This window comes from Legionella waltersii (genome assembly GCF_001468085.1).
In the GTDB taxonomy this organism is placed as follows: Bacteria; Pseudomonadota; Gammaproteobacteria; order Legionellales; family Legionellaceae; genus Legionella; species Legionella waltersii.
The window spans coordinates 1-11963 of the sequence record NZ_LNZB01000023.1 but is presented as its reverse complement, the minus strand read 5'-3'; the positions used below and the strand labels follow the sequence as shown (position 1 = coordinate 11963).

Genomic DNA, 11963 nt, shown 5'->3' with positions numbered 1-11963 from the left:
CGAAGCGCCGGACCTACGCTTACTGACCATCAGAGAAGAGATTAGCCGAGGGACTATAAAATGAGTCGATACCTCAGCCCTTACGGTCGCGGCTCGGTTTGTAAGGAATAAATCCGAGCAGCAACCGCGAGGGAGCGGAAAACCAAGTTTGTAATTCGTACTATTAAATGGTTACTAACGAATTAAATTCAAAAACTCAGCGCGACTACTAGCGCTATTTCTCATATCACCTAGCATGACTGATGTGGTCATTATTGAATTTTGCTTCTCAACACCACGCATCATCATGCACAGATGCTTGGCTTCAATGACAACAGAAACACCTCTTGCACCAGTAATTGATTCGATGCAACTGGCAATTTCTCCCGTTAAGCGTTCTTGAATTTGTAATCGTCTTGCAAAATAATCAACAATACGGGCTATTTTAGATAATCCAATCACTTTACCATTTGGCATATACCCTACATGGCACTTACCAAGAAAAGGCAACATATGGTGTTCACAAAGCGAATACAGTTCAATGTCTTTGACTATCACCATTTCACTCATGTCTGAATCAAAGAGTGCTCCATTGATGACATCATCAAGGTTTTCAAAATATCCCTTAGTTAGATATCTTAAGGCATTTGCTGCACGTTCAGGTGTATCTCTTAAGCCTTCACGGTTGAGATCTTCACCAATTTCTTTAATTAGTTTTGAAAATAATTGTTCCATAGCAAGAGTTCCTAACCTGGCGGCCAAGTCATCTGACGTCCGCCGAGTAAATGTAAATGTATGTGGTAAACTTCCTGCCCTCCACCAGAATTAATGTTGAAAACCAATCGATAGCCTTCTTCGCTCAGCCCTAAAGTTCTCGCGATATTCTTAGCAGAGAGAATAAGCTGTCCAAGTAATTGTTGATCATCATCATGGGCATCATTTATTGTTGCAATATGTTTTTTTGGTATAACCAGCACATGTGTTGGTGCTTGTGGCCTAATGTCGCGAAATGCCATTAAATCATTGTCTTCAAAAACCACCGTTGAAGGTATTTCTCCCGCGGCTATTTTACAAAACAAGCAATTCATAGGTTATCCCAATTCAATAGAATAAAAGGGTTATTATACATCTCCTTGGGGAGATTGCGACAGCTTGTCTTTGCCTTTTGTCATGATTTTTTGGATAATATACCCTTTTTAATTGATAAGGGCATAAAATGAGTTTAATGGACATCAAAAGTGGCCGTGATATTCCGAATGAAATCAATGTAATCATTGAAATTCCAATGCACGGGGAGCCAGTTAAGTATGAGGTTGATAAAGAAAGTGGCGCATTGTTTGTTGATCGTTTTATGACAACAGCGATGTACTATCCTACTAACTATGGATATGTTCCTAATACACTTTCTGAGGACGGTGATCCTGTCGACGTGTTGGTCATTACTCCGGTCCCTCTAATTAATGGCGCAGTAGTTTCATGTCGACCTATTGGCATGTTAAAAATGACGGATGAATCTGGTGTTGATGCAAAAATCTTAGCAGTCCCAACAACTAAAATTTGTAAAATGTATAAAGACGTAGCAACGTACGAAGACATTCCTCAGCATTTATTATTGTCCATCCAACATTTCTTTAACCACTACAAAGATTTAGAAGAAGGGAAATGGGTTAAAGTAGATGGATGGGTCGGTCCAGAAGAAGCCCGTAAAGAAATAACATCCAGTATCGAGCGATACAAATCAGAGAAGTGATTAAACAAAGGGAAGATTTAATTTCTCGATCTTAAAGAGCAAACATACTCTTTAATAACCAATAAAATACACCCTCTCCTCAAAGGAGCAAGGGTGTAATATAATCTATTTTTTGCTGAGAAGCTTAAGGAAATTAAGTGCACCTGCCCCTTACTACCTTGTTAATCTTTTTAGTCTTTTTAATTATCCTTTCTGCTTTTTTTTCTGGTTCTGAGATAGGTTTAATGTCTCTGAACCGCTATAAATTAAAGCATCTTGTAAAGCAAAATAATAAAAAAGCGATGCGTGTAAATCAGCTGCTTTCAAGACCAGATAGACTTCTTAGTGTTGTTTTAATTGGTAACACGTTCGCAAATATAGTCGCCTCAACCATTGCAACCATTATTGGAAATCGATTCTATGGGGATATAGGGGTAGCAATAGCTACAGCATCATTAACAGTGATTGTGCTGGTTTTTGCAGAAATGATGCCTAAAACATTTGCAGCGATTTATCCACAAAAAGTCGCTTTTATCACCTCATTACCCTTAAAATTTTGTTTATGGGTACTTGCGCCACTAGTTAAAGGAATTAGTTTTATATCAAACGGTTTTTTGTATTTATTTGGAGTATCGGTGAATCGGATCCAAAAAGAGCATTTAACGGGAGAAGAACTGCGTTCGGTTGTCCATGAGGCTGGTGGTTTAATGCCCGTAGAACATAAGAGTATGCTTATAAGTTTGTTAGATCTTGAGCAAGCCACAGTGGAAGATATCATGGTACCTAAGTCCGACATTATTGGTATTGATTTGGACTTGCCTTGGGTTGAACTACTTGATCAATTGGAAACAGCACAACATACGAGATTACCAATCTATCATGGAAATATAGATCATCTAGTAGGTATGATTCATGTCCGAACCATAATGAATTTAGCGTTAGAAGATAAATTAAGCTTAGAAACCCTAATACAAAGCTCTGAGGCTCCTTACTATATTCCTGAAACGACCTTATTAAATGTCCAAATAGTGAATTTCAGGAAAATGAAGCGAAGAAGTAGTTTTGTAGTCGATGAATATGGAGATATTCTTGGCCTAGTAACGATGGAAGATATTCTCGAAGAGGTTGTGGGAGAGTTTACAACGGATATTGCTGATCTTAGTAGGGACATCACTCCGCAAGAAGATGGTTCTGTTATCGTCGATGCCAGTTTGACATTACGCCACTTAAATCGCATGATGGGTTGGCATTTACCGTTGATAGGGCCTAAAACACTTAGTGGACTCATTATAGAGCACCTGGGCTATATTCCTCCGGCTGATTCATGTCTTGTCTTAGAAAGTTATCGAGTTGAAATTTTAAAAGTGAGTGACAATATCATTCGAGGAGTTAGGATGATAAAGATCAACAAGAAGAAGACCGTTTAAATTTCTGCTTCACTTTCTTTTAAAGTGACTACACGTGCTGTGAAAATATATCCACCATTACGGATTGTTTTTATAAGAGCGGGTTTCTTTTTGTCTATTTCTATTTTTTGACGCAAACGGCTTATTTGTACATCAATGCGTCTATCAAAAGGCGTTAGGTCAGTGTTTTTAGTAATTTGTAATAAAAACTCACGATCTAAAACTCGTTGTGGTTGTTGCACAAACGTAAGAAGTAGATCGTATTCACCTGCACTTAGTTGCAGCTCTTGATTGGACTCATCGAAAATTTGTCGTGCGGCTGGATAAAGCTTCCAGTTTGCAAATAGGTACACATCTTTTCCATTTTCAGATTTTTGTTGGGCTCGTGTCACTCGTCTTGTGATAGAGCTAATTCTTGCATGCAGCTCGCGCGGGTATAAGGGTTTAACAACAAAGTCATCTGCCCCAGACTCAAGCATTTTAATAGCATTGTCCTCATCGGGTTTATCAAAAAGAACAATCAAAGGTACTGGATAACTATTATAAAATTGCTCAATTATTTCCGGTTGGTTGCTTAATATGGACCACTGAATAAGAATAGCACTAGGTAATTCCTTATTCATATGAATTGGAAAGAGGGTTTTTTGCTGAACAATATCTAAGTTAAATTTATCAAAATAATCCTTTAGGTCATCATTGATAGGTGCACTATCAATGAATAGCAAATAGTGGCGCTTTGACATCAATTTGCTCCTGTAGGGTTAATAAGATGACTCTAATTTTGACAAGATTATTGTTCCCTTGCAATTCTTTTTAATTATCAATACGAAATTAACTCTGTGAAATTCAGTAATCATTTGTCATTCATTATCATGCCCTATTATTTTTTCTCAAGTCCTGCTAGTGTAATTATAAGAAGTAAACAGGACTTACGAAAAATCTCCAATCTCTTTTTCGCAACATCTTTTGTTGAGACTTTGGTGTTTATCGCGAATCCTGTGAAGCGTAATGATGATTCTTGAGGGGAAAGGGATGACTCAAAATACATCTGGCTTTACAAATTGGTTTACCACAGACAAATGCCGAGCTAAGGCCGAAATTAAGTACGATATCAAACAACTAGAGCATCGCCTGGCTAAACAGATTAATGAACTAAGTCATCCCAGTTCCACAGAAGAATTGCGATCACTTATTGCCTCTATATGCGATAACTATCGTATCTATTTAAATGTACTTCAACCGGAAGGACCTTCCGTTGAATTTGACTCTCTTCGATTAAGCCATCCAATCAATCATTTTGAGCAATTGAATAAAGCCATTCAATTAAAAAATGAATTATCAGGAATCATCACCCTAGAGGTCGAATTATTATTAGTTACGAAGTTGACATGTTGTTACTATCTTTTAGCAAATAATCAGTGGGAAGCCTCTGCTTCATTCATGTGCAGTCCATTTACAAAGGAGGATTATGATTTAGGACAATTGTTCAAAAAAGCAACGCTAAAGGAATGGATATTGACCTTAATTGATATTTGGAATCACGATAATAATGCATTTGGTGACTCATCTACCTTGTTTTTAAGAAGTTCTAAAGACGATTATGAGATGACACTCAATTATTTTTCAAATCCTGATGTGGTCGATTTTATCAATGCAGCATTTTTTTATAAATTGTATCCAGATAAATTATTTGCTGAGTTCATCCATCCTGAAAAGTTGGTGTCTGTGCGTATGAGAGTGGGATTGTTGCATGAGATTATTGAACAACTTCAGGAACAATTGTACAACATGGCTTTTCATTTCGGATTACAAACAAGCACGGATCTAATCTTTCATGGCGATGAGCTTCCACAAGGTATTTTAATAGAGGTTGCACCACAACACACAGAGCTTCTTCAGTTAGCAATTAAATCTCTAAAAGTTAATTTTACACCAGAAAATAATGAACAAATTAATATAGAGCGTCTACATGATCTTCGTCGTGCCTATAAATTCTGGTTTAACCCTAATCGCTTGATCGATGCAGTCATGGTGTTATTGCAACGATTAGTTAAAGAAGAAAAGGACGTTGAGCTTACTTTTTCAAATTTTCATGCTGAGATGATAGTACTTTATAAAAAGTTAACTACAACCGAGTGTTTTGATTTGTATGGATACTTTTCAAACAATGATAGTCGATGCTTGCTCTATACATTGGAGTTAATTATCTCTGGGAAATCTTTAGATTGGCTACCTTCGCTGAGGGAGATCGAACGCAATGCGGTCCAAAAGGTATATAGGGCTCTAAAAAGTGTCATGGAAGTTCTCAGAATTGAGTTAAAAAATAGGCATGTCAGTACAGAACCCTATAAGCAACCTGAGAATAAAGCGTTTGAAGTAGATCGACGAAATCGTGAGGCAGTATTTAGAATTATAGAGGTCTATGGTTGCGAAAATACTCCAAACAATGATTTGTTAGAAAAGTTATTTCACGACATGGAAGATGATGAGCATAAGTACTAAGGATGTTTTCACTGGATTGGGTGCATCAAACGGTGCCCATAAAATTGCTTGAGATCATTTAATAATTCTTGAGCAGGTGTTTTTTTTGCAAAAGCTGAGTCTAAATTATCTACCCATTGAAGGGTGACGAGGTTTTGAATAATAGGGATATAATCATTGTCATCTGGGTAAAGGGCTAATATCCAATTTCCTTTAATGATGCCGTATAACTTGTTATTGTTGATATTGATTAACTCATGGGGTTTTACCTCAAGCTGTCCATTAAGTGGGTTGACCATAAACAACTTATGTCCTAATTCAATGGCTTTGTCTTTTGAAAACTCTTGATTAGGGTACATACCACTTTCTATAAAAAAAGTTCGGGCTGGTAATTTTTCTTCGGTTTGGGTTATGGCTGGTAGCAAGGAAATTCCATCCATTGGGTATTTGCTTTGTCCACTTACAAAGTCAAGAATAGTCGGCGCTAGATCAAAAAGAGCTATTCGGTCCATGATTTTTTTATTGTGTGAGGTTAGTTTATCATTTTGATAGATATTAAACGCTAAAAGGCAATGGTATTGTTTGGGACTTAAAATATCAGAACCATGGCCAGCACTTTTATCCAGTACGGTCGCTGTCTTTGATTGCAAGTATTCAGCAAGTCTGCTTGATAAACTGCTTTGATAATGTTGGTAATTTGTTAATCTTGAGTTTGGGTAAAACAACACCTCTCCATGGTCACTTAAAATGATCAGCAGGCTGTTTTTTAAGTACCCATTCATTTTTAAAAAGGTAAAAAATGATTCGAATTGCTTATCAACGGCTTTTAGTGCGCTTTGATAAAGTCCATCCCTCTTGCTTAAACTAAACTCATTATTAACTTGATCAGGAGAAGAACTAGCCCAGGCATAAGGCCAGTGGGGTAATGCGAAATGCACTGCAAGAAAAACAGGGTAGTTTTGATTTGCTGATAATTCCTTTTCCAGTAATTGATTAAAGGTGGTGGGGTAGTAGGAAAAATAACTAGCTCTATTGCTGTAATTGTATGGGAATAACCAAGCACTTATGGGCAAATTGATCAGTAGATTACCAAGGGGGAAATCGTTGTAAGACCCTAAAATGACATCATTTACTCCAGTTTTGGGGCCAATTATTTGTTTAAATCCAAACTTCTCATCAATACTGTTAAATCGACGATCATCAGTAGCATAAATGGTGTTATAGCCGAGCCGATCAAGCTCCCATACGATACTTTGGTTGCTTTTGACCCGTTTTCTTTCCACTAAATTTTCATCTGCTCCATGATGCTTGGGGTAAAGGCCTGTCAGTATTGAACTCCATGCAGGAAATGTTCTGGCAAGCGGGCTTATGGTGTTTGTAAACCGTAAGCTATTTTTTAGTAATCCTGATAGAAATGGCATGTTCTTTTGCTTAATACTTTCAGGACTTAATGAATCAATTCCCAAGAGGATAATGTTTGGCCTAGTTTGCTCCTTAGGTGTAAATTTTGGCTTGCTAAAAAAATCAATTAACCAAAGAATTCCTATGATTGGAACTAAAAAAGAGACAAGACGTAAGCTATATCTGTAGCATAAGGTATTAACTAGCAATAAACCTAGTACACCAAGAGAGATATAAAAAGTAATGCAGAATACTTGATTAGGAATTGGGGGAGAAATTAGTTTGCTAAATTGACTTAAAGGAAAGTAGCAGGTATTTGCACTTAGTATACAAATGACAAAAAGTGTCCAAATAGTTAATTGCCATTGTTCGCAATTCAATAAATTGGACCAAGCTCGATTTAAAACTCCAAATAAGAATAAAGTTTGAATCAATGACAAAATGACATAGAGAGAAAACTGGGCTGTAATTGTCTCAGCTATTTCTAAATAAATGCTCCAAGGAAGTGGAATCGAGTTAATTAAACCCTCAGATCGCGAATAAAGAAGTAATGTTTGTAAGGCAAAAAAACAAAAATTAAATAAAAGGAACTGAAAAAAATAAGATTTAATTGAATTCGTTCTATCCATGTTTAGTCATAAGATGGGCAATTGATGTGCCAATTATAAATGTAACTATCTATAGTATTGATGTGCTTTAATTGACTTAATAGAGGTTCTTTTGCAAATTGCAACAAATGTTTAATCACATCCCTTTTGGTACCCCCAAAGTCTTCTTCATACCATTCATAGAGTTTTGATATAAATAATTTACCCTCTATAACATCTACTCCTCTTAAAGAGTTGATGTAGTTGGTGGCAGCCTCATTAAGCTGTTGATTTAAACTTTCACCTTTGTAGGCAGTTTTACTGAGATTCGGGGCACCAATGGTTGCATTGTTCAACGTGTAATGCGTTCTTGGATCATTCCAAATTGGACGAATTATGCGATTATTGATGTCATCTAACGATAACGGCGTATTTCTAACGGTAATGATATTAGCGCCCCAGGGGCCAACACTGAATAAACCTGGAGATATATTAATTTCTTGAATATTAGCCACAGGATAGTAGTTGGCAACTGTTGATACCGTCAGAGCATTGTACAAATTAATCCAATAAGCCAGTTGCTCTTGCCGGTTATAATTACTAATGTCTATTTCAGCCATTCGCTTTATATAGTCCTTAAGTAAAGCAATGTCCTTTTGATCTAATTTTTTGTAATCAATAAGATTGATATGCTCTTCATTGGTGATGACATTCTTTTCGAGAAATTGTTGCCACTCATCATGTGAAATAATTTCGGTTGATAAGGGGTTATTCACTAGCCATTTTGGCCATAAACTTTTGTGGAATGATGCATGCGCTAAACCAGTAATCAAGCTTAGAAAAATAACCAAAAGGTATTTGTTAAATTTCATATTATACATGGACAGCAGCTCTATTTCTAAGTGCACTACCAATCGTATTCCCATCCAGAAACTCGAGTTCCCCTCCGGATGGGATCCCATGAGCCAGTTGACTGATGTGAACTGGCTCATCTTTAAGTAGTTGATGAATAAAATGGGTGGTCGTTTGTCCTTCAACACTTGGACTTAGGGCAAGTATCACTTCATTGATGCAGTCTTGTCGGATAAGTTCTTTAAGCTTCGGAAGCCCAATATCATCAGGTCCAAGACCGTCTAAAGGAGAGATTTTACCCATCAATACAAAATACTTACCTTGGAAGGCATTACTTTGCTCGATTGCAGAAACATCAGCAGGGCTTTCTACTACACACAATAACTTCGAATCCCTATTTGTATTTTGACATAGTGTACATATAGTCTGTTCAGTGTAGTTATTACAGCGTTGGCAGTGGCTTATTTGCTTCATGGCTTGCTCTAAACATAAAGCAAGATGCAGGCCTCGCTGCCTTTGATGCCGAAGCAAGTGAAAAACCATCCTTTGTGCAGATTTTGGTCCAACACCAGGAAGGCAGCGCAGTGCCTCTACCAAGCTGTTGAGAATATCCATACTCAGACTTATTCCTCTTTATCACCCATCAAATCAGTTGGAATATTAAGTCCAGCTGTCAATTGGCTTATTTTTTCTTTAGATGCTTTTTCAATTTTACGTACGGCATCATTCACTGCAGCAGCAACTAGATCTTCTAGCATCTCAACATCATCTTCCATCAGAGAAGGTTTAATTTTAACTTCTGTAACATCATGACGGCCATTCATTTTTACGCTAACCATACCACCACCAGCTTCGCCAGTGACTACTAATTGGCTCAGTTGTTGTTGCGCTTCTTGCATGCGTTGTTGCATTTTTTGCGCTTCTTTCATTAAATTACCTAAGTTTTGATTGATATCCATCACGGCCTCATTTTATGTTGGTTAATTTACTATTATAATTCATCTTTGAGCAGGACAATAGAATTTTTGACCAATTCGGCAGAAAATTCTTGTTGTACCTTTTGAAACATAGGGTCACTTTGAAGTGCAGTTACCGCTTTTTCTTGCTTTTGTAGTGTCGATTTTACTTTTTCTTGCGCAGGAGATGCAATTGAGCCCCCTTGGCTGCTTAAAACAATTTTTATGGGACTATTGTAATAGTTGCTAAGAGCAGCTTCTATCCGCGTAGTCGTTGTAGGAGTAAATAAGGACAGATGTCCTTTATCAACGGCCAAAGAAATCTCTTTACCTTCTTTACTAAGAAAAGCGGCGTTTTCTACTGCATTAAGTGCAATTCCAGACAACTTAAGCTGGGGAATGATTGCTGACCAATCCCTAGACTCAGCGATGGAGTTTTGTTCATTTTCGCTGGTATGGCTTGCAAGTACCTCCTCATGGGGCACAATTTTTGGTGCTGAATCAATGATTGAATTAAATTCATCCTTGTGTCCAAGCTCTTTAGATGGATTGATTTCTGAAGCTTTGGAGTCGGTTCTTTCAAAATCTAACGCAGGGGTGATTGCCAATGGGGCTGGGCGAAACGTTAACATTCGAAGTAACGTCATGTTAAACCCTATTGCTAGTGTTGGAGCTAAATGAATATCTTCCTGCCCCTTAATAGCGATCTGATAAAATAATTGCACATCTTCCTGGGCGAATTTCTTTGCTAGCGTCCTAATTTCAGATTGCGTGCTAATCAAAGGATTATTGTTGGGAAGATGCTGACAGATAGTCATTTGGTGAAGATGATTTAAGAGTTCATCAAGAACATATTGGAAATGTCCACCTTCAATACTAATTTGCTGACTTAATGTTAATAAGGTTGCTGCATCTTGTTCAGCAAGCGCTTTTAATAAGAGTAACGCATAATCTTTTTGGGTATAGCCCAAGAGAGTTTTCACTTCACTTGCAAGCAACTTGTTCTCGCAGCTGGTGATTGCCTGATCCAGTATACTTAGTGCATCTCGCATACTGCCACGAGCAGCTTGCGCCAATATCTCGATTGCTTGAATCTCATAATCAAATTGCTCTTTATTGAGTATGTTTTGTAATTGTTGTCTAATGACCTCAATCGATAAATGTTTAAGATTGAATTGTAAACACCGAGACAGAACTGTAACAGGTAACTTTTGTGGATCAGTCGTTGCTAGTATGAATTTTACATGAGCGGGAGGCTCTTCCAACGTTTTTAATAGCGCGTTGAAGCTATGCTGAGAAAGCATATGCACTTCATCGATCAAATAGATTTTGAATCGTCCATTGGTTGGGGCGTATTGCACATTATCAAGAAGATCACGCGTATCTTCAACGCGTGTTTTAGAGGCACCATCTATCTCGATTAGATCAATAAACCGCCCTTGTTCAATAGCAATACATGTATCGCATTGTAGACAAGGTTCTGGAGTAATTCCGGATTCACAGTTGAGGGCTTTAGCTAAAATTCTAGCGACACTGGTTTTACCTACACCGCGAGTACCAGTGAACAAATAAGCATGATGCAAGCGTTGTTGTTTGAGTGCATTGACCAATGCTTTATTAATATGTTCTTGGCCTACCAGCTCAGAAAACGTGCGCGGTCGCCACTTACGGGCCAGTGCCAGATAGCTCATACGTGTTCCAAAAGTTGGGCGGCAGCTCTAAGAGCCACACCCCGGCGCCCGCATCAATCGTTACCGCTGCTCCCTTCCGGGCCTGACGGGGTTCACAATCTATCGTCGCGAGGGGACCAATAGAGCCACCATAGCAGAAGGATGAAGAGTAACAAAATTCAAAGACGTTGACCAGAGATTAGCATTAAAATTATATGGCCATGACAAACTACAATGCTGTGTCGTGAGAATTAAAAGGATAGAAATTTCTGATTTGATGGTTACAATGCGTTATTTAGTGGTATAGGAAGGATAAACATGGAACGAATTTTCAACGGCAAGAAAGTACTTCTACCTTTTTTTTTAATGATTACTAGCTGTGGAGCTATGAGCTCTGCATTGGCTAAAGAACCTAATTATTACATCAACCTACTAAAAGAGATGTTTGAAAAAGTAACAATAGAAAAAAACGAGAAAGCGATACCAACCTATTATGATTCAGAGTTTGAATTAAGTTCAAATGGCAAGACAATGAATTACAAGCAATTTTTACAAGTTCATAAAGACGTCTATAAAACCTCAATCCAATATTCAATTCGTTCGCTCCCTAGTCGTGCATAGCAAAGGAATTTATAAAGCCCTTAACGTATCGGATAAAACTATGCCATGTGTATAATCCTCCCACCTGGAAGGAAGTAAATGGATACTGATAGATAGACTTTGGCCTCTAGGGATCAAAAAGGGGACTATAGATTTTGATTTCATGACCTTTATAACCTATATGTACTTAATAATTTTAGGAGAAAAAATATATAAAAAAAACGTAAAAATCATTTGACAGGGAGAATGAAATCAGTAGAATACGCAACACGCCGGCAGGGCAAGAGTTCATTAAGAAGAGA

At 37.6% G+C, this 11963-nt stretch carries 12 protein-coding genes and 1 other RNA gene; 4 read left to right on the top strand and 9 right to left on the bottom strand.

Annotated elements, in window-relative coordinates; genetic code table 11:
• Window positions 1-174: 174 nt before the first annotated feature.
• Complete coding sequence (gene folE / locus Lwal_RS05130) at window positions 175-714, bottom strand: GTP cyclohydrolase I FolE (RefSeq protein WP_058479849.1); 540 nt, start codon at window positions 712-714, stop codon at window positions 175-177.
• Between the two features lie 11 nt (window positions 715-725).
• Window positions 726-1067, bottom strand: coding sequence for a histidine triad nucleotide-binding protein (locus Lwal_RS05125; RefSeq protein WP_058479848.1), 342 nt, complete (start codon window positions 1065-1067; stop codon window positions 726-728).
• Between the two features lie 128 nt (window positions 1068-1195).
• Here Lwal_RS05125 and ppa point away from each other — a divergent pair, with 128 nt between their 5' ends.
• Together ppa and Lwal_RS05115 are read left to right on the top strand one after the other, a co-directional pair.
• Entirely contained in the window at window positions 1196-1729 is a 534-nt protein-coding gene (gene ppa, locus Lwal_RS05120) for an inorganic diphosphatase (protein WP_058479847.1), read from the top strand.
• 137 nt (window positions 1730-1866) lie between these two features.
• The gene (locus tag Lwal_RS05115) at window positions 1867-3135 is read left to right on the top strand and encodes an HlyC/CorC family transporter (protein WP_058479846.1); all 1269 of its coding nucleotides are present in this window, start codon (window positions 1867-1869) and stop codon (window positions 3133-3135) included.
• Here Lwal_RS05115 and Lwal_RS05110 read toward each other — a convergent pair.
• Window positions 3132-3857, bottom strand: a complete 726-nt coding sequence (locus Lwal_RS05110; protein ID WP_058479845.1) for a winged helix-turn-helix domain-containing protein — start codon at window positions 3855-3857, stop codon at window positions 3132-3134. The two genes, Lwal_RS05115 and Lwal_RS05110, sit on opposite strands and share 4 nt — an antisense overlap.
• A gap of 289 nt (window positions 3858-4146) precedes the next feature.
• Here Lwal_RS05110 and Lwal_RS05105 point away from each other — a divergent pair, with 289 nt between their 5' ends.
• Window positions 4147-5616: a hypothetical protein gene (locus Lwal_RS05105; RefSeq protein WP_058479844.1), complete on the top strand. Its 1470-nt coding sequence runs from the start codon at window positions 4147-4149 to the stop codon at window positions 5614-5616.
• An 8-nt stretch (window positions 5617-5624) separates the two neighbouring features.
• On the opposite strand, the gene Lwal_RS05100 is transcribed toward Lwal_RS05105, so the two are convergent.
• The 6 genes from Lwal_RS05100 to ffs all read right to left on the bottom strand — a co-directional run bounded on the left by Lwal_RS05100 (window position 5625) and on the right by ffs (window position 11204).
• A complete protein-coding gene (locus tag Lwal_RS05100; RefSeq protein WP_058479843.1) occupies window positions 5625-7625 on the bottom strand; it encodes a sulfatase-like hydrolase/transferase in 2001 nt (666 codons plus the stop codon).
• A gap of 2 nt (window positions 7626-7627) precedes the next feature.
• Complete coding sequence (locus Lwal_RS05095) at window positions 7628-8464, bottom strand: DUF547 domain-containing protein (protein WP_058479842.1); 837 nt, start codon at window positions 8462-8464, stop codon at window positions 7628-7630.
• Window positions 8457-9050 (bottom strand): recombination mediator RecR, encoded by a 594-nt coding sequence (gene recR, locus Lwal_RS05090; RefSeq protein ID WP_058479841.1) that lies wholly within the window; start codon window positions 9048-9050, stop codon window positions 8457-8459. The genes Lwal_RS05095 and recR overlap by 8 nt, the downstream gene beginning before the upstream one ends.
• 8 nt (window positions 9051-9058) lie before the next feature.
• Window positions 9059-9394: a YbaB/EbfC family nucleoid-associated protein gene (locus tag Lwal_RS05085; RefSeq protein WP_058479840.1), complete on the bottom strand. Its 336-nt coding sequence runs from the start codon at window positions 9392-9394 to the stop codon at window positions 9059-9061.
• Window positions 9395-9426: 32 nt separating this feature from the next.
• Window positions 9427-11082, bottom strand: coding sequence for a DNA polymerase III subunit gamma/tau (gene dnaX, locus Lwal_RS05080; protein ID WP_058479839.1), 1656 nt, complete (start codon window positions 11080-11082; stop codon window positions 9427-9429).
• Window positions 11083-11107: 25 nt separating this feature from the next.
• An RNA gene (ffs, locus tag Lwal_RS16760) (signal recognition particle sRNA small type) lies at window positions 11108-11204 on the bottom strand.
• Between the two features lie 175 nt (window positions 11205-11379).
• Between ffs and Lwal_RS05075 the strand changes: the two genes are divergently transcribed.
• Window positions 11380-11682 (top strand): hypothetical protein, encoded by a 303-nt coding sequence (locus Lwal_RS05075; RefSeq protein WP_058479838.1) that lies wholly within the window; start codon window positions 11380-11382, stop codon window positions 11680-11682.
• Window positions 11683-11963: the final 281 nt, after the last annotated feature.

Excerpts from the sequence above, each read along its gene's own strand:
- folE (WP_058479849.1), bottom strand. The coding sequence starts at position 714 with ATGGAACAATTATTTTCAAAACTAATTAAAGAAATTGGTGAAGATCTC.
- Lwal_RS05125 (WP_058479848.1), bottom strand. The coding sequence starts at position 1,067 with ATGAATTGCTTGTTTTGTAAAATAGCCGCGGGAGAAATACCTTCAACG.
- ppa (WP_058479847.1), top strand. The coding sequence starts at position 1,196 with ATGAGTTTAATGGACATCAAAAGTGGCCGTGATATTCCGAATGAAATC.
- Lwal_RS05110 (WP_058479845.1), bottom strand. The coding sequence starts at position 3,857 with ATGTCAAAGCGCCACTATTTGCTATTCATTGATAGTGCACCTATCAAT.
- Lwal_RS05105 (WP_058479844.1), top strand. The coding sequence starts at position 4,147 with ATGACTCAAAATACATCTGGCTTTACAAATTGGTTTACCACAGACAAA.
- Lwal_RS05100 (WP_058479843.1), bottom strand. The coding sequence starts at position 7,625 with ATGGATAGAACGAATTCAATTAAATCTTATTTTTTTCAGTTCCTTTTA.
- Lwal_RS05095 (WP_058479842.1), bottom strand. The coding sequence starts at position 8,464 with ATGTATAATATGAAATTTAACAAATACCTTTTGGTTATTTTTCTAAGC.
- recR (WP_058479841.1), bottom strand. The coding sequence starts at position 9,050 with ATGGATATTCTCAACAGCTTGGTAGAGGCACTGCGCTGCCTTCCTGGT.
- Lwal_RS05085 (WP_058479840.1), bottom strand. The coding sequence starts at position 9,394 with ATGGATATCAATCAAAACTTAGGTAATTTAATGAAAGAAGCGCAAAAA.
- dnaX (WP_058479839.1), bottom strand. The coding sequence starts at position 11,082 with ATGAGCTATCTGGCACTGGCCCGTAAGTGGCGACCGCGCACGTTTTCT.
- Lwal_RS05075 (WP_058479838.1), top strand. The coding sequence starts at position 11,380 with ATGGAACGAATTTTCAACGGCAAGAAAGTACTTCTACCTTTTTTTTTA.